28 protein-coding genes and 1 pseudogene are annotated in these 25,810 nt (G+C 36.7%); 23 read left to right on the top strand and 6 right to left on the bottom strand.

What is annotated here, in order from left to right:
• The first annotated feature begins 1 nt into the window (after position 1).
• On the top strand, positions 2 to 3,763 hold the full coding sequence (locus tag AC0VZ9_RS27670; RefSeq protein WP_251283957.1) for an Ig-like domain-containing protein: 3,762 nt from the start codon (positions 2 to 4) through the stop codon (positions 3,761 to 3,763).
• A 51-nt stretch (positions 3,764 to 3,814) separates the two neighbouring features.
• Here the strand turns inward: AC0VZ9_RS27670 and AC0VZ9_RS27675 are convergent, their stop codons facing one another.
• Positions 3,815 to 4,006 carry a hypothetical protein gene (locus tag AC0VZ9_RS27675; protein ID WP_019379616.1) on the bottom strand — a complete coding sequence of 64 codons (192 nt, stop codon included), beginning with the start codon at positions 4,004 to 4,006 and terminating at the stop codon, positions 3,815 to 3,817.
• Between the two features lie 12 nt (positions 4,007 to 4,018).
• Positions 4,019 to 5,287: a tetratricopeptide repeat protein gene (locus AC0VZ9_RS27680; protein WP_251283958.1), complete on the bottom strand. Its 1,269-nt coding sequence runs from the start codon at positions 5,285 to 5,287 to the stop codon at positions 4,019 to 4,021.
• 678 nt (positions 5,288 to 5,965) lie between these two features.
• Here AC0VZ9_RS27680 and AC0VZ9_RS27685 point away from each other — a divergent pair.
• From AC0VZ9_RS27685 to AC0VZ9_RS27720, 8 genes are all read left to right on the top strand, one after another.
• Positions 5,966 to 6,301, top strand: coding sequence for a hypothetical protein (locus AC0VZ9_RS27685; RefSeq protein WP_243856262.1), 336 nt, complete (start codon positions 5,966 to 5,968; stop codon positions 6,299 to 6,301).
• A gap of 294 nt (positions 6,302 to 6,595) precedes the next feature.
• Entirely contained in the window at positions 6,596 to 7,126 is a 531-nt protein-coding gene (locus AC0VZ9_RS27690) for a hypothetical protein (RefSeq protein ID WP_159868138.1), read from the top strand.
• A complete protein-coding gene (locus AC0VZ9_RS27695; RefSeq protein ID WP_159868135.1) occupies positions 7,126 to 7,542 on the top strand; it encodes a hypothetical protein in 417 nt (138 codons plus the stop codon). Before AC0VZ9_RS27690 ends, AC0VZ9_RS27695 begins: the two co-directional genes overlap by 1 nt.
• Positions 7,543 to 7,560: 18 nt before the next feature.
• Positions 7,561 to 7,941 carry a hypothetical protein gene (locus AC0VZ9_RS27700; RefSeq protein WP_159868132.1) on the top strand — a complete coding sequence of 127 codons (381 nt, stop codon included), beginning with the start codon at positions 7,561 to 7,563 and terminating at the stop codon, positions 7,939 to 7,941.
• A gap of 969 nt (positions 7,942 to 8,910) precedes the next feature.
• A complete protein-coding gene (locus tag AC0VZ9_RS27705) occupies positions 8,911 to 9,066 on the top strand; it encodes a YvrJ family protein (protein ID WP_113885506.1) in 156 nt (51 codons plus the stop codon).
• 150 nt (positions 9,067 to 9,216) lie between these two features.
• A complete protein-coding gene (locus AC0VZ9_RS27710) occupies positions 9,217 to 9,825 on the top strand; it encodes a sigma-70 family RNA polymerase sigma factor (RefSeq protein ID WP_159868129.1) in 609 nt (202 codons plus the stop codon).
• Positions 9,822 to 10,073 carry a helix-turn-helix domain-containing protein gene (locus AC0VZ9_RS27715; RefSeq protein ID WP_159868126.1) on the top strand — a complete coding sequence of 84 codons (252 nt, stop codon included), beginning with the start codon at positions 9,822 to 9,824 and terminating at the stop codon, positions 10,071 to 10,073. Before AC0VZ9_RS27710 ends, AC0VZ9_RS27715 begins: the two co-directional genes overlap by 4 nt.
• A 161-nt stretch (positions 10,074 to 10,234) precedes the next feature.
• A complete protein-coding gene (locus tag AC0VZ9_RS27720) occupies positions 10,235 to 12,538 on the top strand; it encodes a glycoside hydrolase domain-containing protein (protein WP_159868123.1) in 2,304 nt (767 codons plus the stop codon).
• A 68-nt stretch (positions 12,539 to 12,606) separates the two neighbouring features.
• Here AC0VZ9_RS27720 and AC0VZ9_RS27725 read toward each other — a convergent pair whose 3' ends face one another.
• A complete protein-coding gene (locus AC0VZ9_RS27725) occupies positions 12,607 to 13,146 on the bottom strand; it encodes a hypothetical protein (protein ID WP_159868120.1) in 540 nt (179 codons plus the stop codon).
• A 192-nt stretch (positions 13,147 to 13,338) separates the two neighbouring features.
• Here AC0VZ9_RS27725 and AC0VZ9_RS27730 point away from each other — a divergent pair, with 192 nt between their 5' ends.
• From AC0VZ9_RS27730 to AC0VZ9_RS27780, 11 genes are all read left to right on the top strand, one after another.
• Positions 13,339 to 13,938, top strand: a complete 600-nt coding sequence (locus AC0VZ9_RS27730) for a hypothetical protein (protein WP_159868117.1) — start codon at positions 13,339 to 13,341, stop codon at positions 13,936 to 13,938.
• A 485-nt stretch (positions 13,939 to 14,423) separates the two neighbouring features.
• On the top strand, positions 14,424 to 15,146 hold the full coding sequence (locus tag AC0VZ9_RS27735) for an endonuclease/exonuclease/phosphatase family protein (protein ID WP_159868114.1): 723 nt from the start codon (positions 14,424 to 14,426) through the stop codon (positions 15,144 to 15,146).
• Positions 15,147 to 15,372: 226 nt separating this feature from the next.
• Complete coding sequence (locus tag AC0VZ9_RS27740) at positions 15,373 to 15,723, top strand: DUF6018 family natural product bioysynthesis protein (protein ID WP_159868111.1); 351 nt, start codon at positions 15,373 to 15,375, stop codon at positions 15,721 to 15,723.
• A gap of 44 nt (positions 15,724 to 15,767) precedes the next feature.
• Complete coding sequence (gene radC, locus AC0VZ9_RS27745; RefSeq protein ID WP_159868108.1) at positions 15,768 to 16,424, top strand: RadC family protein; 657 nt, start codon at positions 15,768 to 15,770, stop codon at positions 16,422 to 16,424.
• Positions 16,424 to 16,837, top strand: a complete 414-nt coding sequence (locus AC0VZ9_RS27750) for a single-stranded DNA-binding protein (protein ID WP_019379597.1) — start codon at positions 16,424 to 16,426, stop codon at positions 16,835 to 16,837. Before radC ends, AC0VZ9_RS27750 begins: the two co-directional genes overlap by 1 nt.
• 76 nt (positions 16,838 to 16,913) lie before the next feature.
• Positions 16,914 to 17,189 carry a hypothetical protein gene (locus AC0VZ9_RS27755; protein ID WP_009336504.1) on the top strand — a complete coding sequence of 92 codons (276 nt, stop codon included), beginning with the start codon at positions 16,914 to 16,916 and terminating at the stop codon, positions 17,187 to 17,189.
• A 378-nt stretch (positions 17,190 to 17,567) separates the two neighbouring features.
• The gene (locus tag AC0VZ9_RS27760; RefSeq protein WP_236566284.1) at positions 17,568 to 18,641 is read left to right on the top strand and encodes a DUF6094 domain-containing protein; all 1,074 of its coding nucleotides are present in this window, start codon (positions 17,568 to 17,570) and stop codon (positions 18,639 to 18,641) included.
• Positions 18,642 to 18,699: 58 nt separating this feature from the next.
• A complete protein-coding gene (locus AC0VZ9_RS27765) occupies positions 18,700 to 18,900 on the top strand; it encodes a hypothetical protein (protein WP_159868105.1) in 201 nt (66 codons plus the stop codon).
• 26 nt (positions 18,901 to 18,926) lie between these two features.
• On the top strand, positions 18,927 to 19,205 hold the full coding sequence (locus tag AC0VZ9_RS27770; RefSeq protein ID WP_159868102.1) for a hypothetical protein: 279 nt from the start codon (positions 18,927 to 18,929) through the stop codon (positions 19,203 to 19,205).
• A 79-nt stretch (positions 19,206 to 19,284) separates the two neighbouring features.
• On the top strand, positions 19,285 to 19,617 hold the full coding sequence (locus AC0VZ9_RS27775) for a transposase (protein ID WP_396106433.1): 333 nt from the start codon (positions 19,285 to 19,287) through the stop codon (positions 19,615 to 19,617).
• Positions 19,614 to 20,465: an IS3 family transposase gene (locus AC0VZ9_RS27780; protein WP_396398882.1), complete on the top strand. Its 852-nt coding sequence runs from the start codon at positions 19,614 to 19,616 to the stop codon at positions 20,463 to 20,465. Before AC0VZ9_RS27775 ends, AC0VZ9_RS27780 begins: the two co-directional genes overlap by 4 nt.
• Before the next feature lie 311 nt (positions 20,466 to 20,776).
• On the opposite strand, the gene AC0VZ9_RS27785 is transcribed toward AC0VZ9_RS27780, so the two are convergent.
• The 3 genes and pseudogenes from AC0VZ9_RS27785 to AC0VZ9_RS27795 form a co-directional block, all read right to left on the bottom strand.
• Positions 20,777 to 21,460 (bottom strand): DUF421 domain-containing protein, encoded by a 684-nt coding sequence (locus tag AC0VZ9_RS27785; protein ID WP_159868096.1) that lies wholly within the window; start codon positions 21,458 to 21,460, stop codon positions 20,777 to 20,779.
• Positions 21,461 to 21,483: 23 nt separating this feature from the next.
• The gene (locus AC0VZ9_RS27790; protein ID WP_009336498.1) at positions 21,484 to 22,062 is read right to left on the bottom strand and encodes a CBO0543 family protein; all 579 of its coding nucleotides are present in this window, start codon (positions 22,060 to 22,062) and stop codon (positions 21,484 to 21,486) included.
• 233 nt (positions 22,063 to 22,295) lie between these two features.
• Positions 22,296 to 22,862 (bottom strand): annotated as a pseudogene (locus AC0VZ9_RS27795) (phospholipase D-like domain-containing protein); the annotation flags it as partial.
• A gap of 266 nt (positions 22,863 to 23,128) precedes the next feature.
• Between AC0VZ9_RS27795 and AC0VZ9_RS27800 the strand changes: the two are divergent.
• The 3 genes from AC0VZ9_RS27800 to AC0VZ9_RS27810 all read left to right on the top strand — a co-directional run bounded on the left by AC0VZ9_RS27800 (position 23,129) and on the right by AC0VZ9_RS27810 (position 25,803).
• Positions 23,129 to 24,043: a class I SAM-dependent methyltransferase gene (locus AC0VZ9_RS27800; protein ID WP_159868093.1), complete on the top strand. Its 915-nt coding sequence runs from the start codon at positions 23,129 to 23,131 to the stop codon at positions 24,041 to 24,043.
• Between the two features lie 130 nt (positions 24,044 to 24,173).
• Complete coding sequence (locus AC0VZ9_RS27805; protein ID WP_236566283.1) at positions 24,174 to 25,016, top strand: tyrosine-type recombinase/integrase; 843 nt, start codon at positions 24,174 to 24,176, stop codon at positions 25,014 to 25,016.
• Positions 25,017 to 25,062: 46 nt separating this feature from the next.
• On the top strand, positions 25,063 to 25,803 hold the full coding sequence (locus tag AC0VZ9_RS27810) for a DUF4158 domain-containing protein (RefSeq protein WP_159868090.1): 741 nt from the start codon (positions 25,063 to 25,065) through the stop codon (positions 25,801 to 25,803).
• The last annotated feature ends 7 nt before the right edge of the window (positions 25,804 to 25,810 follow it).

The following is a 25,810-nucleotide window of genomic DNA, read 5'->3' on the forward strand; positions in this document are numbered from 1 at the left end:
TTTGAATCGTATCAAATTCAAATTAATAGCATTTCTATTCTTTTTACTTGTAGGGGGAAGTATTTTCTTCTTCCCCTCTGCAAGTTCCGCTGAATATTCTCCATTTGATGTTCCAAGTACAGTAAGAAGTGGGTGGAATAAAACGCCTGGTGGGAAACATTACAAAGAGAACACCGGGAGAATGCTCATTTACGATGTATATTACAACAAATATATATCTGGCGGACAACGTATCGTTAACAAGAATTTTAACGGTACGGGAACACAACCTTATTTAGAATTTAGAGGCTGGTCAGTAATTTTTGGACATAAACGGCATTTAAGTTCTAATAACGAAACCTACATCGCAGCTCAAAAAGTTGCTGGTAGTGGAGCCGGGGCAATAAAAATATTTAGAGCACAGCAACGAGGATTATACGCTACCGAAGATCTTGAGTACAATAACCAAGGATCTGGTATCTATAACGAATGTTCCGCTTCAACAACGAATACTCCAAACTATGATTGTAATATGCGTTATGAAAGTGTAGGATTTGATGCTTATTTACCTCTTAATGAATTATTCCCTGACGACAGTAAAGATGCTGTTTGGTCCCTCTATCTAATAAAAAAGGTAGACTCTCATATTGTCTATACACCTCTAATAGTTCCTTTTGATTTTTCAAATAGAGATTTTAAATATGGGAGCATTTCTTTATCTAGCGGACAAAACACCAATAAACTGACGATGAATACCGATGAAGTTTTAAGGCGTTCCAAACCACGTGAAGCAGCTGCAAGTGTACGGGATGAGTTAGGGTCTGATCGTTACTTTACAAACAATACGACTTATACTCGTGTTGATTCGGAGGAATCTCAAACAGCTGTATGGTATGGAGTAAGGAGCCCTAAAGATAGCAATAAAACCAAATGGGCTGCCACTTCTTATTGGCGCTTTTCAGGAGATCAGGCCAGAATATCATATATTACTGAAAACGATCCACCTGAACATATTGCCGATAGTATCACTAATCATCGTTTTCGAGATGGCAGTAATCATTGGGTTCAACCTAATGATACGGTGACTGTAATGCTCCGCCAATACGATAAAGAATCAGGAAATAAAAATCAGTTCTTAAGAATGCTTGGAAGTGGGGTTGAGGTTCGAGCACGACATGATTTCTTTGATGCCACTAACCATAACTACCATTGGGTCAAAAGTAATCATTTAGTAATTGAAGCAGCAAAAAGGACTGAAAATACCAAGTATGGAAAAGTCGAATGGAGTGTCACTCCTAAAACACATGGCCATACATATGACGTCCAGTACCATTACACTGATAATGTGGGAAATGCTGTAGGATATGATACTGGCTCAGGAAATACCGGTCTTAAATTAAGTGTTGATGGCGTCGCTCCGACTAATATAACAAACAGTCTTACAGGGGCAAGATATATTAACGGAAATGATTACTGGGTAAGAGAAAATGAATCAGTAACCATTACATTAAGACAAAGGGACCCTCATTCCGGAAACAAATACCAATATCTTAGATTATTAGGAAGTGGGGTTGAGGTTAGATCTCGCCATGATTTCGCCGCTGCTTCAGATTATAACAACCATTGGATTAAAAGTAACCACCTTGTTATCGATGAAGCTAATAGGACCGAAAATACTGATTATGGTACTGTGAAATGGAATGTTACCCCAAAAACACATGGACATAATTACGATATCCAATATCACTATTTTGATAATGTAAACAATGGTAGAGGATACGATACCGGTGAAGGAGACACAGGTATGAATTTACGTGTTGATAGCGTTTCTCCTTCTCATATATCCCATAGCTTAACCGGTGCCAAATACGTTAACAATAATGTTTATTGGGTAAACTCTGATGATAAAGTCACAGTACAATTGATGCAACATGACGGTGATTCTGGAAATAAGCGACAATATTTACGTTTGGCAGGCAACAATATCGATGTGCGTTCCAGCCACTATTTTAGTGAAAGTACTAATCACCAGGACTCGTTCTTTAAAAGTTCACACGCAGTTATTGAAGCGGCTAACAGACAAGAACAAACAGCTTATGGAAAAGTGAATTGGACAGTGGTACCCAAAACACACGGCCACCTTTATGATATACAATATTATTATCAAGATAACGTCGACAATATTAGCAATGTTGTAATCGATGAATCGGCTAAAGGTTATCAATCTACAAATATGAAACTTGGCGTTGATGATGCAGGACCAGTTATTCAATACCGAAATAATGAAGATACAGCTGATTTTTCTAGTAGAGATTGGAGCAAGGAGAGCATTAAGGTTCGACTCAAATTTAACGATGCTCATTCTGGTTATAAAAGATCCCGATATGTCTGGACACAATCCTCTAGTACTCCAACTGAATCGCAGTGGTCTTCCTGGTCAACCAACTCAAATTATGTAGTAACGAAATCAGGAAAAGGGCAATGGTACCTTCATGTACAATCTGAAGATAATGTTGGTAACGTGTCCACTACGTATAAAGGTGCTTATAAGTTCAATAACCCTCCAGTAGCTGGGTTTAATACAGATAAAACAACCTATTATCGTGATGGAACCATTAAGGTTACTTCGACTGCCACTGACCCGGATGGAGACCCACTGACTTACCATTATGTGCTTGTAAAAGCAGATGGCACTAAGGTAACCAGTACTTCCGTTAATCCTTCTTTTACTGGATTGGATAAGCCTGGTACCTTTACTATTACTCAAACCGTAAAGGATCCTGAAGGGGCAACAGATAGCATTACAAAATCGGTAGAAGTCGTGAATAGACCGCCTACTGCAGGATTCAATACCGATAAAGCAAAATATTTTAACAATGAATCAATTAAAATTACATCTACTGCTTCTGATATTGATGGTGATAAATTAACATACGTTTATGAGTTAACGAAGCCTGATGGCAGTAAAGTTACTTCTTCCGCTGCTAATCCTACGTTTAATGGTTTGCAATTAATTGGTGTTTATACCATAGTACAAACTGTTAAAGATACCTATAACGCTACAGACACCATCACTAAAACAATCGAAGTGGTTAACAGACCTTCAACAATTACGTTGACGTATGACCCAACTGATCCTTATGAAGGAGATACAATTAATGTTTGCGTAAGGGTTCATGATGCAGATGGTCATAAAATGGATGTGAAAATCTATGTTACAGAAGAGGGGACATTTGAAAAGACAGTACTTACTAAAACAAAAGTAGTCTCCGATACCAAACATTGCTACAGCTTTGTTTCCAAACATAAGAAATATACATTCCGGGCAACCTCCGATGACGGATATGATGAGACTGAGGTTTCAACCTGGGTGAATGTAAAACCTCTAATTCTAAAAGGTTACGTCAAACACACCCCAGATTGGCAAAATAAACACCAGTCATTAGGTCACAAAGATAATCAGTTTTATAGCGGAGAAAAATTCTTGTTAGAAGCTGATGTTTCACCATATCCAGTCGAATATGTTAAAAGTACTTTAAAGGCATTACAGACCAATTCTGTTTCAATTAACAAAACGGTCAGCCTTAAGAAGGGAACTTCAATTCTATACAAAGGAGAGTTGTATGACCCTGCTTTTATAGAATACCCAACAAATATAAAGCCAGGGCCGGCTATCTTTGAATTTGAAGTAAAATATACCAACGGTGTTATTAAAAAAGATAGTGTACCAATTGATATTCTTGCAGATTCTTATAAAGCGTTTAAGCTTCATAGAAAGTATTAATCAATAAAGAAACTCCACAGCTACCGAATGTAGCAATGGAGTTTTTTCTTTTTATACATAATTTTTCTTTTCAAGTTTAGGCTTTGGTGTAACAATCAGAGGTGGGAGAATTTCATCGTCCTTAGCAGTTGTAATGTTCTCAGAATTATTTAGAATATCTATAGAGTAATTCGCTCCAGTTGAGCAGCCGCTCATTAGCAATCCGATAGTAATAGAAGAGGTTACAAGCAATTTTTTATTCATGGTGACACTCCTTTATTTGGTTAGGTTTGATTTATTAAGAAATTCTCTTGAATACGCAAAATATTTAGCAGCATTTTTATATTTTCCATTAGCATAATGGTGATCCCCCAGAAACAGACAGTAATTAGATAAGGAAAAATACTTTTTTTCCATTTCCAACGCGGGAATTACTTTAGAGAACAATAATTTCTGTAATTCTTCATATTTATCAAGCAATAATAGATTATAAAAGTTAAATTCTAAATAAAACTGATTTTTTAAGTCAGGGTGTTTAATCAACAATTCAAAGCCTTTTTGAACTAGCTGAAATGCCTCTTTATTGTTATTTCTTTTATGTAATTCCTTAACTAAAGAAAGGATAGTTTGAACGTGAACATAAGGGGTCAATTGATCTTCCTTACTTAAAATTTCTTGAAAAAGATCAATTGCTTTATCTATCTCTCCGATGACACCGTACAGAAACCCTAAATTATGCTGGATTGTTAAGTAAATATCTTTGTAATATATCTGGCCAGCTAAGTCTAAAGCGGTTTTATACTGAGAAATTGCTTCCTCCATATTATTATTCCTTCGATGAGTAATCCCTAATAAAACATGACAGTCCACACATCTCTTTAGAAGATAAAGCTCCTGGTAAATCTCTAGTGCTGATTGACAATATTTTAAACAAATAGCGGTTTTTTTCAATCTTGCGGCAGCGAGCGAGTAAGCATAGTATAGGTCAGCTATTTCTAAATTATTTAACGTAAACATCGTAACTAGGCTCACTGATTTTTCAAAAAAATATAATGATTTCTCTGCCTTTTGGGTGTGGTAGTAATAATAACCTAATGCTTTATAAAAGAAATATCTTAACTCAGATGGAAGCTGGGCTTCTTTTGAAAAAATTGATTGTATCAAATGGGGGAGTTCTTTAAACTGCTTTCTTTCCACAAAGTAGAAAATAGAAATAACTTCAAATCTCAAATTTAACGCTTCTGAAAAGTCCTTATTTAAAAGTTCCTTATAAACTTTCTCTGCATTTTGAATGTCCTTATTTAGCAGAAAGTTATAAAATCCTTGAATCTCTCTTTCTCCAAATTCATTGTTAAGAGTGCTATCCTCAATACCTAATTTCTTAATTAATAAATTTTTAATTTCTTCACTCGGGTAAATGACTCCGTTTTCTATCTTAGATAGATATGAAATCGAACAAATTCCCTTTGCTAGTTCATTTTGGTTTATTTTCTTTATTGTTCGTACATATTTAATCTGTTGGCCAAAGGTAAACTTCTCAAGCATTTCCTCCCCCCTTCCTATAACAAGTTATATGTATATTTTACTATCTTTAGTAATATATTGTAAGTTGTGTGTAGGGGAGTTTGTCGATGAACGGGTATGAAATTTACAGATAAAGCATCAATAAAAACAATATAGTTCAAGAAATTGAACTTTTATTAAAGAATTTCCTATTTTTTTAGTTGTTTTCCACTTTTATTGAATAACTAATTGAAATATCTAGGAAAATGCAGTAGGTATATTGATCGAGAACTGAAGTTTGATAAACAAATTAGAGGGTAAGTATCAGATATGCATAAAGTCCTAAAAAATTGTTGCAAGAAAATATTTACTCTAGAAAAGGATAAATGTATTATAAATTAGCCATTCTAGTTTAACATTTTATGCAATCACGAACTTGTGTTCGCTATTAAGAAAAGGAATTTTTTAGTATACTTTATTAAACAAAAGTATCTTAAATTTTATGGAACCTTATATTATTAGGGGGAATAATTAGCTTAAGATAAAGTAGAGTATCATCAGGTTTATCCTACTGATCATTTAAAAAACCAGATAAATCAATTGGAAAATAACCACTGATAGCAACTGATTTTAAATTTGTACTCTAATTTATTGTGAAAAAATACAATTAAACCTACATTCATCTTGTAAATTAAAACTAAGAAAATCTATAGTTAAAGGATGATAGAATTGAAACAAGAAGTCATTTTAAATGTACTATTTTATATAAAGAGAACAATTTTTAGAAATGAAGAAAATAATAACCTTATTGAACTCATTTATATAACAAAAGAGGAAAAAGAAATAAAGAACGGTATTTCTCTTACTACTCCTGAAATTTTGACATCTTATATTAATGAATTTAATGAACAAAATCTAACAGGGTTAAATTTGTCTTATGAGGAAGGGGTAGACCAACAAGTATACATTACAAAAGAAGAAGCTGAGTACTTACTGGAGATTTCTGCAGATGAACAAAAGTTTGTGGAAGCTTGTCATAACATTTTAAAAGCTTGAACTAGGATGGTGAGAAATGGTAAAATCAAACTATAGTTTTTATTGATTTTGTAATTTTATTGCAACCATATTTAGGTTAGCAGGTCCTTATATAAAACATATGCGTCCTTTGGGATGATCTAGAAAACACTATTTTTGTGTTTATTTTAGAACATTCTAAAGGGCGTTTTTTTGCGTTTTAGAGGGGGCCCATTAGAATCATTAAAACTATAAAGTAAAAACTTTATAGAAGGGTTGTGTTGTTAATGTTTAAAACAAAGGCTAATTTTTTCTGGCGAAATGGAGGAGATTGTTATGTTTAAGTTAACATGCTTTGCTCCGATTGAGCCTGAACAGTTAGGAAAAGCTTTAAAGAGTATCCACTTCAAACAGGTGAGAAATGGATTTGAATGGGCTATTGATGGTTCAACTTTTCGTATTGAGCCATTTGAAAACCAGCCTAGAACTTCGCTAAAAGGGTATCGAATTACATTTAATTGTGATTTATCTGGAGGGTTGTATTTATTTGATCTATCTTTAGGATGCCTCGGTGCATATGTAACAGGGATTGAATTTATACTTGAACATCCATCAATGTTCCATGCTAATTGGATGAAAGAGATGCGTAAAAGGCCATCATTTAAAATGATAGATGCGAGAGGGCTATTTTTCAAAGATGGAATTAACATTGTTCTAGTAAATGACTCAGTGACAATTAAAATTCATAGCAGAAAAAATAAAAAACTAATATTGGCGGATTGTATAAAACAGATTGATCTTATTCGGGAAGAACTGCAGCCGAATGATTTCAATCTGTTTTCGTTTCAAAGGGAGGATATCGCATAATGGTTGAGTTTTACACCAAAGATGCAACGCAGTTTATTGTTACTTCTGAAAAGATTTATCGAAATGGTGAAGTCGTAATTCAGGGCAATATTCATATTCATCATCTCATATTAAATGAGCCAGCGTGGATTGATGTTCAGCAAGGAGAAGATAAACCACCCATTTTTCTTAAACTTGATAAAGTATCTGCTGTATTACCTAGCCAGGAATTCTTTAACGGGGATAGGTGCCATCGGAATGCTTACCAGGTTTCCTTCTATGTTCATAAAACAGAGGGTTGGGTCATGGAAAAGGAAGTATTATCAGCTGTTAATGATATGCATGTACGCCAAATTTTAAAGGCTAAACATGGTAGAGACATTCGTTCAGTTTCTTCTGAGCTTTTATCTGATACTGAACTTTCAATTACTTATTAACCTGGAGGGGATTAAAAAATGGAGTCAATTATTTATAGAGTTTTACTAAGCGGCCATAAGTTTGCTAAGGATGTAATTGTGAACGAGGATAATTTGTGTAGCTTTCTTCATACAGTACGAAATTGTCCTTTAGTTGTAGTTATGGGACCTGAAAATACTATATCTCTACGCATAGAACATGGAAACATTATTGGAGATGAAAAGATCAAAAACCAACTGCAGGAGATTGAACATGCAGAACAAGCGGGAAACTGGAGACCTTTATCTCTGTATCAAATCTCTTACTATTGTATACTTCATGAAACCGTTTACTTATATGCAGAAAACCAGGAACAAGCCAAGAAAGATTTCTTAACTTGGTCAATTTTTGAACCAGAGGTCATTGTTTTAGTGGCTTAATCTTAGAACTCCATACTCCCTTTCTAGTGGGGAACTTATTCTCAGGTTCCCAATACTAGATTAGGGAACCTAATGAAGTGAAAGAAATGAGTAGAATACCAGCTGCAAGATTAATGGAAAAGTTCATTGAGGATGGACACTACCCAGAGTTTAAAAAAACTGAGGGGACGTATTCTGCCTCATCATTTCGATATCCATATACAAAATACGTTTTACCTTCGTCTTGGCGGTAATCCACCTTTAAAACATTATATGATTGTTTGATAATTTCAAAATTAAATTCCATCTAATCACCTCACCAATATATTTTCCCAAAAAATAGACAAAATCCATGATGAAATTAAATTGGCAGAGCAAAGAACTGAGAAGAGTTCCTTGGTTCTTTTTTACGTTCTTTAATTATACAGGGTTCAATTTGGCTTCTCTTTTGTTATTACCCAAGTACAAAATACCGATCATAAAAAAGTTTTGCCGAACGGTTGTGAAAAGGAACCGGCATGGCTCTTTATGATTACGTAACCAAAAAAATTAAGGAGTGTGGAACAAAATGGCATGTAAAGAAACGTATCCAGGTATCTGTTCAAGTGAAACAAGGGTGACCGTCTGCGGTTCATCTTACTCAGCAAGTGCTATCTCTGGCAGTGGTTTGATTCAGGATCACGCACCGGATACAGTAACGATGGGATCTCCCAAACATTCAATTTATCTAGGAACAATTTTGACTATCGCCTAAAAGTAGAGCCAAATGCGTCTGGGGCGCGCGTTTGCTATTCGCCAGTGTTTAGACACTAAACGCCTGCTATTCCCAGCTGTGTGACGACACGAGAATAAGAAAAGGAACCTCTCATGTGATTTTTTGCCTGGGAGGTTTTTTATATAAAAAAATCGTGTTAAGGGTTGTAAAATCTAGTGCCGAACGTTCTTTATCTACTAGGTAGGAAAAAAATAAGCATAAAGAGAGGATTTTTTATGAGTACAATCGATATTCCTTTATGGACTACTATTCTGGGCAACTTTGGATTCCCTATTGTGATTACGATCTACCTCTTTTTGAGGTTTGAGAGGAAACTGGAAAAGTTAGAAGAAGTCATACTGAAATTAGCGGAGGTCATAAACAAAAATTAGGATAAATGAAATCGTCTGCGTAAATTCTCCAAAATTATACAAAATTTTGGTACAATTTAAGAGAGGTAAAGCTAGTCAAATAGGAAAGACCTATTTTTTTTGGTCATCAATACGAACGTACGTTCCGAAAAGGAAGGTGGGCGTTTGAAAATGCGCAATTTATCGACGGATTTGACAGGGTATTTGAAGGCGAACGAAGATCAATTGAAAAACTCTATCATTCATTCATTTTTGGCCATTCCGGAAAATATGGAGCTATTAAAACAGGTAATTGAAGGCCCAAACGATCATTTAATCCATCAATTAGATGAATCGTTTAAGGAATTTTACTTTCGGATCAGGTTTACTAGCTATCTATCTAAGACCATTCATTTTCACTCCATCAACTTTGATAAGAGGCATAGACAAAATACTGATAGGTTTAGATTGATCTTGGATAAACCTTTGAGCAGCGAAACAGAAACATCACTCCTCGATGTGCTGGCGACAACAGAGTTCAAGAACGAACTTAGTGAGATTGAGATGTCATTCGGGATCGAGGACCAGCTTACGAATTATTGGCTATACGAGGGGTATCGGCAATTGACGGAAAATCAGCGCCAAATTATAAGTTTGGCCTATCTTCATGGTTTGACCGACTCAGAGATAGCCCATAAATTAAATCGATCCCAGCAGGCAGTTTCAAAAAGTCATGCGAGGGCTTTGAAGAAAATGAGAGATTTTCTCGAAACGGCAAGTAAGAGGGAGGAACATAGATGAGAGATAGTTTATATACGCTTGTAAAACGATCCAAGACGGATGTTCAATCAATGAATAGGGTTATCGAGATGTTTTCCCCGAAAATTCTATCTTCCCTGAACCAAACCAACCATCAGGATAGGGAAGATTTATCGCAAGAGATCAAAATGAAATTGTTACTTTGTATAAAAAATTTTGATGTGGAAAACACTCCAGGCTATTTTCAAATGATGGAGCAACTCAAAGAACGAGACGTTGCGCAGCGATGAATCATACATGAGATTTGGGGGACGGGAAAAAAATTGTGTAAACGGGTTGTATTTAACCATGTGAGTCTTTCTCTATTAAGTAGCTATTCATAGGAACGTGGGGAACGCTTCCCCGAAGTTCCTATGAGTAAGTACAAACTAAAACGAAGGAGTGTTTGGATATGGATTTAATGGTCTTAATGGTTCAAGAATGGGTCAACAGCACATATGGAGGACGAAACGGTTATGTGCCAGCTCCGGAAAACGGAAAAACAGGGTGGTCAACGGTATATGCCCTCACGCGTGCCCTGCAGATTGAATTGGGGATTGGAACCCCGGCCGACAATTTTGGACCTGGTACAAGTTCCGCTTATAAGGCTTGGGGTGAAATGGAATTTGGGAAAGTACCCGAAACGACGAAAGGGAAAAATATCGTTCAAATCCTACAAGGGGCTTGTTATTGCAAAGGTTATGATCCAGGCCGCTTCCATGGAATTTTTGATGAGAACTTAAAGAATGCCGTGATTCGACTGCAAACCGATGCGGGATTGCCCGTTCGTAACGGAAAAGTATATGATTACGTGTTTAAAGCGTTCCTGACCATGGATGCCTATGTTCTGACAATCGGCGGCGATCCTAGAATTCGGCAAATGCAGCAGGAATTGAATAACAAATATTATACAACATCCGGCGTGCAGCCATGTGACGGCCATTATCAAAGAGGAACGAATAGAGCGTTGATCTATGGCATTCAAACAGAAGAAGGGATTGAGCCAAGCCTTCAAACAGGCAGCGTGGGCCCGACGACCAGGGACCGATTGCCGACATTAAGTTTAGGTAGCAGTGGCAACTTTGTTAAGTTGCTCCAATATGCCCTCTATGTGAACGGGTTTGACCCTGGAGCCTTTAGCGGGATTTACGACAGTGCCGTCAGACAAGCCGTACTGAGTTTTCAAAGTTTTTGCATGTTGCCTGCTGATGGTGTCACTGGAAAGCAAACATGGCTTTCCGCTTTAGTGAGTACCGGGGATTCAACTAGAAAAGGGACGGCTTGTGATTGTGTAACCATGATTACCCCTGCGCGGGCTCAAGCACTGAAAGCGGCAGGGTATCAGACAGTGGGGCGTTACTTAACGAATGTGCCTAATTCCTCGTTGAATAAAAAAATTCAACCTGGTGAGCTGCAGAACATCTTCAACGCTGGATTGACTGTCTTCCCAATCTATCAGACAATCGGGAGTTATTTGGACTATTTCAGTCTTGAACAAGGTCGCATTGACGCTCAGGCGGCGTTGAATGCCGCCAGGGAGTATGGCTTCTTGAAGGGTACAACCATTTATTTTGCTGTGGATTTTGACGTCCTTGGTCACGAAATAACAGAGAATATCATTCCTTATTTTATTGGGGTGAACGAGAGAATGAGTAATCTTGGGGGTATTTATAAAATCGGGGTTTACGGGCCAAGAGCGGTTTGTATCCGAGTTTCTGCGCAAGGGTTGGCCACAACAAGTTTTGTGAGCGGCATGTCCACTGGATATAGTGGTAACCTTGGTTACCCTCTCCCTGGGAACTGGGCTTTTGACCAAATTTCCACTATTTCGATCGGTTCTGGTACTGGCCAAATCGAAATTGACAACAATATCAAGTCTGGCAGATACAATGGGGAAAGCAAAGTAGACCCTCAAGCTCAATACCCTGACAATCCAGACATGTCGAACCACGTATTCTTTGATTTAGTGGATAAAATCTATGATATTGCGTTTGATCACACGGGTGGGGATATTCCAGAGGCAAATATACTCGTATGCCAATATCTGAGAGGAAAGCGTTATTTTGGATCTCTTTGGAATATGGCAGCTGGTTTTTTGGATGACGAATTTATGGCTAAGGTAGATAGTCAATTATATAACCCAACCATTAATGAAATCTACGATCCAAAATTTAAGGTCGATATAGGTGTTTATCATTTAGCAGCCACCCTGAATAGTGTTTTACATCATGGAACGATCAATAAGGCCATTGTGGATTTTGCTGGTTGGGCCGGGGATTTGGTTGACGCTGCTGGGACATCTGCGGTTGCAGAGGGTTTCGACTCAGCTTATGACGCAGCATTACACCTAATTGGGCATCTCGATGAAACCAAGAGTAGGTTTTCAATGACCGATTTTATAGGGGATGTGGATGCGGTGAACATCGGAAATATGCTACTCAATATCCCACAACCAATAAATAGTTTATTGCGACATTACTATGAAGATAGATATAAAGTACGGTTCAGTCTGTTCTTTGAAAGCCGATTCTCGGGAGACCCTAATTTAGTGCAATCTCAAAGCACGTACGTACTGACATCGGATGAGGCGGGTATGTTGGAGATTCGAAGGCTTTTCATGTTTGCATTCGAAACTCCTGGTTATTCGATTGAGCAAGGAGAAGAAGTCGCCAGGGCCTTCAAGGACATCCTTGTTCGGCTATCAAACGAAGAATAGAGTTCTCGAATCAAAAAGGCTAACCACCATATGGCGGTTAGCCTTTCTTCTTTGAATTTGGCGTCGAGTTAATCGTTTTGGTATTGCAATTCAATCGTTTTAAACTGATGCTTATAATTAAAAGCATAATGGACGATTAATGTATTGGGTGACTCCCATTCCAATTCATAGGTCCCTTCCGAAAATGGTTTGTATTCCCGATCGACATCGAGCCTGGTCTTGGTCAAAGCGGTCATGAATAAGCCTGTATTGGAAATCTGGTAAAGTTTGACATACCCTTTTTCGATCACCACAAATTTTTCGCTTTGATCGGGTGAGGAGAACGTGGTGTATTTGGTTTCCATGAGCAGATTCGGTGCGCTAGTCACTAAGATGAAAAAGATCCCAACCCCTATCGCCAACCATTTCATCCCTTTATCCGTTAACATATATACAGCTGAAATGACGGCTGCAATAATGAGCAAGGCGCTTATGGTATGATGCCCGATGCCTTTGGATGGCGGCCCTAGTTGAAAGTAAATACCCTTTGTATCCATCACCAATTGTATGAGCAGAAGGAATAAGCTGACACCAAGGCCAATGATGGCCATCTTATTACGTTTGATCATTAGATTTAACCCTCCCTTACCTTTGAGAACCTATCGCACAAAGTATATCATAATTAAGATCAATACATTGCGAGAACTCTTGTAGATGGTTGGAAAGACGAATATAATGGATATGTGAAATATTAGAAGATTGCCATCATCCATTTTAGAAGAATGCGGGTCATGGTTTCTGTTAAAGGGAGGACTGTTTTATTGAAAATCATTAAAATCGGATTGGTCGGTATGTTGGCAGCCGGATTGTTGACGGCATGTAATGGAAATGACGCTAAATCGGTTACGAAAACGGACGATCAGCCAGCCGCGGTTGAAAATGATACGGTTGAATTTTCTCCGGAAGCAAAAGAATGGATTGCTGAAATGGCGGCGGAGTTCAATCGGGCACCGGAGGAAAGTTTTGATGAATTAAAGCAAGAAGATGTTGGATTTGTTTATTATACAAAAGCCAATGAACTCTATGAAAATATGCAGCACTATATTGATGACAAAAATGAAAGTTTCGATGAGGACTTTGCCAACTTGCGAATGCTTGCAGCTGGAATAAGCCATGATCAATTTGAACGGACCGCCCATATCGATGATACGGGGAAAGAAAAGGACAACCTTGAAAATGCTGAGGATTGGAAACCCGTACCGGCAAGCATGGAGACGGCGTATCAATACATGGGACAATTACTCAACGATTTGGACGTTGCCATCAATAAGGGCGGCAAAGGGAATTCTTTTGGAGTGTCACACTTAACGAATGGCGACAAGGTGAATGAACTGGAGTCGTTTATAAAACAGGACAGCTGATAAAAAACACCTTTCTTTGGAGAGGTGTTTTCTTTTCGCCGATTAGTCGAATCACTATTTATCTTTGAAAATTACAAAAAACCGGACAGAGTTTCTGTACCGGTTTTCGTACACCTGTATGACCATAGCGACCGACTGTATGCCTGGTATTCTCCTTCTGACTTAAATATGTGTTTGATGTTTTTTTGTGAGTCACTTGACCTGTAAATAGAGTTGAGCCACGCTGAAAACTTACTTCTCATTGGTTTCATAAAAAAAGTGTACGTTAAAACCAGGCTGAGGTTGGATTATGTTATTGTCGAAAATGAGAATATCTATCAATATAGGCCTAAGTATCTACAAATTTCACGGTATATTTTAAATTGTGTTAATTAATAGGAAAAAGGAGGATATGAGTATAAGAAAAAACAAATGATTTCGGTGTTGGTTTTTGCAGTATCTCTGACAACCCTTAAATACTATAAAACTTATATAGGAGTATCTAGATGAAACTAATTGTTTGGAATGCTGCAATGCGTTTTAGAGATAAATTGGAACACTTAAAACCCTATCAAGCAGATATTTTAATTATTCCAGAATCCGAATCTCCGGAAAAATGGGGACAAACTAAACTCCAAGACGTTAATCAATTCCTTTGGTTTGGTGAGAAAGTTAATAAGGGGATTGGAATATTTACATTAAATGAACATTATAAAATTGAACTTCACCCTTTGTATAACAAGGATTTTCGCTATATTATTCCGTTGTTGGTAACTGGAAAACGGAATTTTATTCTCTTTGCGGTATGGTCACAAAATACAAAAGCAAAATTTGAAAGTTACATTGGTCAAATATATTTAGCCCTAAAATATTATGACACTTTGTTGAAGGAACCCTGTGTTATTGCTGGGGATTGGAATAGCAATAAGAACTTTGATCATATCAGGAGGGTTGGTACGCACACGGATGTTGTCAATCTATTGAAAAGTAAGGGTATAACTAGTACATACCATCATTTTTATAACGAAGAGCATGGTGATGAGTCACAGCCTACCCACTATTTTCGAAAAGAATATGCAAGACCATTTCATATCGATTATATTTTTACTTCTACACATATACTACCATCGCTAATTAAAATGGAAGTAGGGAAACATGAAAATTGGATTAAATTAAGTGATCATATGCCTTTATTTACGGATTTTAAGGTATCCGACAGCAATAAATAAATAAATAAATATTGCCTATAAATCCAAATAATAGTAAAATAAATTTGTAACATTTTATTATTTTATTATTTTTAGCAACCAATCTTTGGTTAGCGGGCTATGTTTATTAAACGTATGCGTTCTTTGGAACGATTCTTTTACACATTTTTCTGTGTTTATTAGAGTCATTCTGGAGGACGCTTTTTTGCGTTTTAATAAAAAATATACCAGAAAGGTGGAAAAGAAAATGGCTGTTACAATGTCACTGTTATTAGGAAAACCAGGAGATGTTATTGAGGATTGTAGAAAGGAAATCAGGCTTTTACCCTCAAATGACAGGTATCGCATTTCTGCAGAGATACTTCTTAGAAATGGAGAGCGTCGCTATTTTCGAGCAAAGTCTATTGATAGGAAGTCTGCTACACAAGAGATACTCTTGTTTATTGCAGCTGTCGAGAATGCAACTGGAGAAACAATAATGTGGAGATTAAAGGGAGAGAAAACTTATCATATGAGCACTAATTATGAGGTAAGACCTTCTTTTATTCAGCGTACCAAAAAAGCCATTCTCGGGTACTTCTTCGACATCGAAGAGTAAGAGGCAATTAGTTTAAGAAAGCATTTAAGAGACTTTAAGAAAGGTTGTTGGAAACATTGAAAAATCATTTTGCAATTGCGAAAGAGGAGCTAGGCTTTTATGGTTTTGAAAATACTTCTCTACAAAATTTGTTAGCAGTATTAATTGGACCGAAAGCAAAACCAGTTGTAACTGGCCAGTTGTCTTCATTAGGAGTAAAAAGGCTCTCTTCATTATCTAAAGAAGAGTTACTTCAATATGAAGGTATTGGTGAAACAACTGCAGATCGAATTATCGCCTGTATTGGACTTGCTGGACTGCTCAACAAATATAAGTTTGAGGATAGCTATATTGTCAGAAGTCCTGAAGATGCTGCTAAATATATGTCTGATATGTCTACACTAGATCAAGAACATTTTGAGGTGCTATTTCTTAACTCAAAAAATGTGGTTATTGGGCGTAAGACAATATTTAAAGGATCTTTAAATGCAAGTATCGTACACCCTAGAGAAATCTTTCGTGAGGCAGTAAAACTAAGCGCAGCATCAATAATAGCTGGTCACAACCATCCTAGCGGAGACCCGTATCCTTCAAGGGAAGACATCGAAGTTACCAAAAGATTATCTGAGGCAGGGAAGCTAGTGGGGATCGATTTATTAGATCACATTATTATTGGTCATCACGGGAATTTTACTTCATTAAAAGAAAAGGGGTATTGTTAATGAATAGCCTTAACCTAGTGGGGCGACTTACAAAAAAGCCTATTATTAAAGGTGATGAACAGAAAGTTTGCCTATTCACATTGGCTGTTAATCGTAATTACACAAACCAAAACGGTGAACGTGAAGCTGACTTTATTCAGATAAAAACGTTTAAAAAGACTGCTAACAATTGTTATAAATACCTGGACAAGGGTAGTTTAGTTAGTGTTACTGCTTCTATTCGTACTGGATCTTATATGAAAGACAATAAGAAGATTTATACTATGGAAGTTGTAGCAGAAGATGTACGTTTTCTCGATACAAAGAAAAGTATCAATGAAAATAGTAATGGAGATCATCATCAATATAACCAATCCCATGATGACGACCCGTTCCCTGGTAGCGTTGAAACCCATGAGGAATGGCCATTTTAAGATTGGAGAGAATAAAGCGTTCGTTCCTTTGTGAATGAGCGCTTTTCCTTTTTAAAAAAGAATTTGGAGGCATAGAATGAAAAAATATCGTGTACTAGATGAGTCTAATATATTTTCTGCTAGTGCTGAGGAGATACGAGAATACCTAGAAGTAAGTTTTGGAGAAAAGTTTGGATTTCTTCCTATGTTTCAGGAATCGGAAGATGAAGGTTATTTAGAAATTTACCTCCATACTGATACTTATGAAATTTTGGAGGATCAGGAGCTTACTAAACTCGAAGAAATGGATATCACGGAGTCTGACTCCTTAAAAGCCATTTGTTCAATCTTAGGGCTTCGGATTGAAAATTAATAGATCTCCAAAATGAAGAAAGGGTCTTGTGTTTCCCTTTCTTTTTTAATTATGAAGGAGGAATTTTTTTGAATCTGCCAGATTGTTATCTCGATTCAGCAGTGACCGAACCGTTTTTTTAAAAGGCCAAGGAGTACATTCCCTTTTTAGCTTACTTCGGGATTCAAAGTGCGTTTGCATAGAAAGATAAGATGTTCAAAGTGGTTGCTTTGACCCACCTAAGGAATCATTACAAAAAAGGTGAGGTATCAAGGGACCAACTCAATGAGCTTATAGAATACTTAGATACTTTTCGCGATCCTTATCAGGACTTTTACGAAAAGGCTGGATTTCGGACTTGGACAGATACTAAGAATAATATTTTAGGAGGATTATTAAATGAGTCATGTAGGAAATAAAATTAGGGCTGGCTTCTTTGCCACTCCTGAACGACAAGGTGAGTATTTCGCTCACTTATTAGAAGTTGAAGGGAGCGGAGTGTGGCTAGATCCCACATGCGGTGAGGGTGAAATCCTTAAACAACTAACAGCTGCCTTTCAGAAAGAAGATTGTAGGATTACTACATATGGTGTGGAGTTGGATAAGGGAAGAGCGGATAAAGCAAAATCTGTATTAGACCATACAATTAATGCACCTATTGAATCTATGGTCATTCAAAATGAAGCTGTATCATTTTTATACTTAAATCCCCCATACGATTTCACAATGAAAGGGATAGATGATGAATCAGCTGACAGAAAAGAGTGGACTGAGCTTTACAGAAACACCAAATATCTTAAGGAACAAGGTCTCATAATGTATGTGATTCCTTCTTATCGTTATTCCGATAAGCGGATCGCTAGGTTTTTGGCCACACATTTTTATAATGTAGGCATGATGAGATTTTCGGATGATGATTATGATGATTTCCGTCAGTGTATATTTATCGGTAATAAAAAGACAGGTAAGCATAAGGAATTTAATCAAAAGCTGTTTGACTTCCTTATTCAAATGGAATCTGATGAATTTGTGATGGAAAATGTTACACCGGTAGACCGCTTCGTTGCTGCCAATAAAAAGTGGAGTGTTCCTGCAGGAGTAGAAAAATTAAGGACATTCTATACCAAGTTAGCAAATAAATCAGATTTTGTTGAAGGGATTCGAAAAAGTAAAGGGTTTCAGGCCTTTAAAAACCGTTCTAAACCACGCCAGCTAGATATTGGCAACCCTATTCTACCCTTAAATGTTGGCCAACTGGCTCTCTTACTAGCTTCTGGAGCCGTTAATGGAGAAATTGGAGAGGGAGATAATTATCACCTTGTACAGGGACTAGAGCTTGTGAAAAAAATTCCGAGTGAGGAAAAGAAAGTGCACGATAATGGCAGTGTGACCACGATTACAAAAATTCGCACACGACGTGAAGTCAGCGTTAAGGTAATCACGCCTCAGGGGAAAATTTTGAAGCTCGTTTAGAGACAATAAACTAACAGTCTTGACCTAAAGAACAACCTTTTTTATAGGAGGAAAGAATGTGTATTCCCATAATGAAATAGTATTCAAAGAAGAACAAATGAAGATGCTCGTAGCAAAGGATGCACTGCTAAAATTAGTGTATAAAGATATGATATGCAATAGGAAGCATTCAAGTGATGATGCATTAAAAATCATATTTAATGGCTATGTACTTGATGATCCGATCATGGAGGAAGAATATCGTAAATTCTCCAAGTAGTAATCTTTAAATTAGGGGGAAAAAGTATGTTAAAAAATAGTGCTAACCAATTACCTTCTAACACAGAAAAAGTTGTAAAAGAATTAATAGATATTTACTGGTCAGATATCTATAACTCTCAAGTGATTGAGAAAACTATTGAGGCCGCTGCCAACTTACCTATACCGCAAACCATACAGAAATTTATAAACTCTATGGATTGTATAGTTAAGTCAGAAATTAAGGTATCTCCTATGTACGTTATTGAACCGTATGGAGAGGCATTGGAAAAATTAAACCCTGGTTATTATTCTGAAAAATGTTAATGTCCCCTTTAAGTAGACATTCAAAAAAACCTTCATGTTACCATGGAGGAAAGAATACTACTTGGAGGGGATTTTTTCTATGGCAAAGAAAGGACAAACTTTTAATAGCTATTCGGAAGAGTTTAAACATAATGCCGTCATAAAATACGTGAATGGCTCTAAGAGTTATAAAGTATTGGCAGAAGAATTGGGAATCCGTAACTGCAGCCAGCTTAAAGTATGGGTTAAGAAATGGAAAGATGGAGTACCGTTTGATGAGCGTTCAGGAGTCTCTAACCCTTTAAAAGGTAGGCCTAGGACTAATTTCAAATCGGTTGAAGAGGAAAGAGATTATTTAAAAGCACAGGTTGAATTTCTAAAAAAGCAGTATCCAAATCTGCTAAAGGAGGAGGAAACATCCCCAGAAGAATAAAATATGAACTAGTTGATGAGTTAAGAGGTACCTATCCGGTCTCCTGGCTGCTGGAGATTGCCTATATCAAACCGGCTAGCTATTACAAATGGAGAAAAACGACTGTTAAACGGGAAGAGAAGGCTAAGGATGAACAAGACATTCGAGAGCACATCTTGGGGATTCATTTCATGAATCCTGAATTTGGCCGGCCTCGTATGACAGATGAATTAAATGAAAACGGGTATTTAATCAACCACAAAAGGGTCTATAGACTAATGACGGAAATGGACATACAATCTGTCATCCGAAAGAAGAGAAAATGGCACGGTCGTAATCCTTCTATCCTCTTTCCTAATCGCCTTAAAAGAAATTTCAGGGCTGCAGGACCTAATCAAAAGATGGTAACGGATATAACATATGTGTCTGTTGGAAATGAATTTTATTATTTATCGGTTATCCAGGACCTCTTTAATAACGAAATAGTAAGTTGGGAGCTATCTAAGAGAAATGATCTGGAACTTGTGTTAAATACAGTATCAAAGTGGACAAAGAAAAAAGACGTAGCTGAAGCCGTTCTCCATTCAGATCAAGGCTTTCAGTATACGTCAAAGCTATACAGCAGTCGATTAGAGGATTACAGCATCAAGGGCAGCCACTCTCGCAAAGGAAACTGCCTGGACAATGCCTGTGTAGAATCGTTCTTCTCACACCTCAAAACTGAGAAGCTGTATATAAATAAGTGTAGGTCAAAAGAAGAACTAGAAGAAGCTCTTGAGGATTACATTTACCATTACAATTACAAACGCAGACAAAAGAAACTAAAGAAACGCGCGCCGATAGAATATCGACACGCGCTCACTGCTTAGCTTTTTATGTTGTCTACTTGACAGGGACAAGACCAAAACGTAGAGTTTTTTATCAAGAGGATATGGACTTTATCATTTAAATACAGGAAAAAAGGCAAGGTTCTTTTGTTGGAACCTTGCTTTTTTATTACAGGGGTAGCGTCAGGAAAATGCGGATTTACAACGTTAAGGAAACCAAAATATAAAAAGTCTAATTTCTCGGTGTTATAAGTGAAAAATTAGGCTTTAGTTACTTCATTAAAGCGCCTGATTGTTGAAGACTAAAGTTTATATTCACCAAGAAAATTGATGTGCTCTTATCCTAACAAATTTTATTTAGGACTTACATGTATGCCTTCACTCTCTCGCCAATCTGCGTAAAGTATACGCTTTAAATTATCATATCCATTGGTAGTTAATTGGTTATCTAACCACTGTTGATCAAATCCGAGTTTATGTAAATTATCCCATAAAATTTCCCCATCTATAATTAACGATGTTGGGAGGTCTACTGGACTTTCTGGAAGATTGAGATCTTGCTTGTCTGGTTTTTGATACTTGGATTTTAATAATAAACTTATTTGCCCATTAGCTTCCAATATACCGTATTTGACTTCGCGAACTGAAAAGACATTATTTTGACGGAGTATACTCAATACTTGATTTACATCCAATTTGTTCTTTGTAAGTAACTTTCTGTCCATAACACCATCTCGAATGATGATGTTAGGATTGCCTAATAAGAGAGAACGTGTCGATTTATTTTTTAGAGTCATAAACTCTATTCCCAACATAAGAAACGTCCACAATCCGATGGCATATAAAAAATGAAAAATCCCTACCTTATCTTCATAAATGGTATTTCCTAAAAAATCTCCAAGTACTAACACAAAAACTAAGTGAAACGAGGTTAACTGATAGATGGATGTTCTGCCTGTTATGATAATGATAAAAAATAAAGTTGCAAAACCAACGATGACTTTGATCGTCAGTAAACCAATATTAACTTCTTCCAAAGTTTTTTCCTCCAATTTAAATTTTACTTAGTTGTAAGATCTTGAGGTTTAGATAAAGAGGCTAGTTTTAGTATTAAAGCTCGAGTTACAATTCCAACAATGATGTAATATATGAATGAATATCTGTATCTCCACTCTAAATAATTAACAAGTTTGACCCACTCGCAAAAGGGTTCACCTATATAGGCATATGTTAGTGCCATAATGATCTGGGCTAAAATAAAAGATTTCCATGTTCTAAAATATTGATATAACAACATGTAAGCTACAGGTACCATTGAAAAATCAAAAGGAAAGGCCCTAGGAATAAAAGGTAGGAATGCAATGGGGTAATCCCAAAAACTGTATTGTGCACCAACTACATCTAATAAGGTTGTTGTCAAGATAATTATGGTACCAAATAACAAAATTTCTAAAATAATGTCTCGTTTAACAAGTTTAGCCCATATAACCCAAGGCACAACTAAAAAAACGACTAGTATCCACCATTCCCAAGTTAAAAACTCATTTTTTAGCCAACCATTTAATTCTAAATGATAGAGCTTATCTTCTAATAAACGTATTTCCTTAAGATTTTCAAATATATTATCTATTGATATCACCTCTATATTTAAATGAAAAGGTAACAGATATTTTTGAATTCAAACTCTTTGAGCTGCCTTTTTAGTATTACCGTTTTTTAGTAATGAATTTCCATCGTAAATAAGAAAAAACCCATGTTGGAAGTTCTTATAATACACGGGTTTTCGACTTTTTTTCAAATAAGTCAGAAATATATTAAAAACAAAGTTAAATCTAGATTTAAGATAGAACAATAAAAACAGGATACATCAACTTATAATAATGGAGAAAGCAGACGAGCACCTTGTTCAACAATGCGCTCGGTCAGGGATCGTTGCAACAAGTCTTCAATTCTTAATGGTACAGAATCAGTAAGATCCCTCTCGAACTGCTCTGTGAGTTCCCTTGCCACATCAGCACTGTACACGACTTGACACACCTCATAATTCAGGCGAAAACTTCTCATATCATAGTTTGCTGCGCCTACTTCTGCAATTTCCTCATCAATGATCATCAGTTTCGCATGTAACATTCCTTTATTGTACTGGTAGATTTGGACCCCAGCTTCTATAAGTTCCCCGTAATAGGTACGACTTGCATAGCCCACGCTTTTTTGATCAATGTGGCGAGGAACCAGCAATCTTACGTGCACACCACGAGCCACAGCTGTCTTTAATGCCATGATAATATCTGTTTCTGGTACAAAGTAGGGTGTTGTTATATCAATAGTTTTGGTCGCCTGTGTTATACATATAAAGTAAGCTTGACGAATAACTGGGGTAGGAATTCCAGGGTTTCCTTCCAACGTATGGATGTACGCTTTTTGCAATTCTCCTGTCTTTGTTTGGGTATTGTCTGTTTTACCTTCTATAGGGGGTACGGCAAGAATTCCTTCTTTTTTGAGCCACTTAAAGAAAAGCCTTTTTATCCATTTAACGCTTGCTAGGTGTCAATATTTGTACGAAAAAAGCTGTGATCAATGAATTTTACTTGACAAAAAAATTTAATTATGCTATAATTTACTTTTATATTTTTAAGGTATATAATAGGATTCTCCTGGCCAGGGGAATCCTATTTTTTTGTTCTACAATGAAGGAGTGTGTTTGTATGAAGAAAGATGAGTCAAGTGTAACTTCGTTAATATCAGCTTTTGGCAGATCCTATCATAGTCAATTTGATACCCCTAAAATCTTTAATGATTATATAGCTAAAGACTTAATTTCTGAAAAAGAATTCAATGACATCAAAGAGAATATGGTTCAAGGCATACATTTCTTCAACAAAGATATCGCACAAAAATTCGAGGGAAATACAGAAGAAATATTAAAATGGATTACACAAGTCCAACTTTCTCCAATAACCTTATCACGTGCTGCGTATTGCGAAAAAGTATTACTTAATGAGGTAGCGTTAGGATTAAGACAATATGTCATACTTGGCGCTGGATTAGATACTTTTAGTTTCCGACATCCAGAATTGGAAAACAGCTTAGAAATATTCGAAATTGATCATCCCACTACACAGGAATTTAAAAAGCAAAGATTGGACGAGGCTAATTTAAAAATCCCAAGTAATATTCATTTTGTTTCTATGGACTTCACCAAAAAGTTGTCCTATCAAAACCTAATAGGTAAAGGATTTGATAACAAAAAGACGTTCTTTAGTCTTTTAGGTGTTTCATACTATTTAACTAAAGAGGAAGTTTCAAGCTTAATAGATTATTTATTCACCAAGGTTCCACCAGGAAGTTCGATCGTTCTTGATTATGCAGACGAAAAACTATTCGAAGAAAAAGGAACCTCTAATAGAGTTGAAAATATGGTGAAAATGGCTTCAATAGGCGGGGAACCAATGAAATCATGTTTTTCTTACTTTGAAATCGAAAAGATGTTAGAGAAATCAGGTTTACTCATTTATGAACATTTATCACCTGATAAAATTAATGAACTGTATTTTAACAATCGAGAAGATTACCTATCAGCCTTTGAGACCATTCATTACATTCATGCTGTAAAAAAATAAAACACATCGAACATGCACATTGACTTAAAAACACTGGGGAACTTTCCTGATTTAAAAGTATCATATAATTAGTCTTCTGCGTCACTTTTTCATTATAATAGACTAATAAATTTAAAAAAGAGGGTCGTTAATGGTGAAAAAAAGTGACGTAGAACTCAATGAGTTTAAATACTATCTTCTTGAACAAGGAAAAAGAGAGAAAACAATCGATGATTACCTCAGACATATAAACAACTTTCACAAGTGGTTACAATCTGAAGCCAGTGATTTGGATCAATTAACCCGTTATGATATCCAGCAATACATCAAACATTTGCAAGATAGAGGAAACAAAGCAACTACTCTAACCCCAAAATTTAGTGCTATTGTAGCCTATGCTCGGTACCTTGGGCAATCTCACTTGGTCGAAAACATCCAACGTCCTGAAATTCGCCATACCAGACATATTTCTCCTAAATCGTTACCTCGGAATGATCGTAACCGGATGTTCCGTGAACTAGAGCGATCTGGTAACCTTCGTTCGATAGCAATTGCTTACCTGCTACTTTATACTGGTTTACGTGTTTCTGAATTAACGGCTTTAAACCGGGAGGATGTTCATATGGGTGAGCGATCGGGCAATGTGGTTGTACGTGATGGTAAAGGTGGAATTGCTCGTACCGTTCCATTTCCATCTGAAGCACGTTACCATCTTCGTCGGTACTTAGAAATCCGCGAGGACGATGATCAAGCACTATTTCTCTCTAACTTTAAAAAACGGATGTCCATTCGGGCAGTTCAAAGGGTCTTCGAAAAGCTGGGTGTTCATGCACATATGTTACGGCACACTTATGGAAGAGAACTTGTTTCCTCTGGTGTAGATATTGCTACAGTTGCTGAACTCATGGGGCATAGCGATGTAAATGTAACTCGAAGATATGCAGCTCCTTCAATGAAAGACTTAGAACAAGCAGTAGAAAAAGTATTTGGTTAAGAAAATGTGCTATACAAGCATCGATTAACATAAAGGAGATTATACTATGCCTAGTATTCAAGAAACGGCTTATCCTAGGCTAAAAAGCAGCCCGACACCGAAAGATTTAGATAAGCTATTTTCCCCTGCGCCAGAAGAGATTACCTGGGCCAAAACAAAAGCACGAAATTCATTCTCTCAATTGGGGCTTATGATTATGTTGAAAGCATTCCAATGTCTCAACTATTTTGTCCCCATTTCAGATGTTCCACAAGTCATTATCAAACATATAGCGAAAGTATCTAATCTTGACCTTCCTGATTTAGAAACATTGGAATCTTATCACCGTTCTGGTACTGGTATTCGTCAAATTGCTATGATCCGTGAGTATCGAAAGGTAAAAGCGTTCGATGTACAAGCTCGTCAAGTAATGATAACAGCAATGGAGAACTCAGTGTCGGAGAAAGATGCAAAGAGCGATATCATCAATGTTGCCATTGACGAATTAGTGAAACATAGTTATGAGCTACCCGCATTTAGCACTCTGGTAAAAGCAGTGGATCATATTCATGCAGTGGCCTATCGTACCTTATATCAATTTGTGTCAGACTCTCTAAGCAACAAAGAGAAAGAAAGATTAGATGCATTATTTCAAAGTAAAGAAGGATCCACCTATTCAGATTGGAACATGATCAAGCAAGATCCCGGCCGCCCTACACTCGGCCAATTAAAAGAGTGGATCATTCGCAAAAATTGGATCAGTGAACGTAATGTAGGAACTAAATTTTTTCGGGTAATCGGAAAATAGTGTGGAA

It is taken from the genome of Cytobacillus sp. QJM3NY_8 (genome assembly GCF_056173585.1).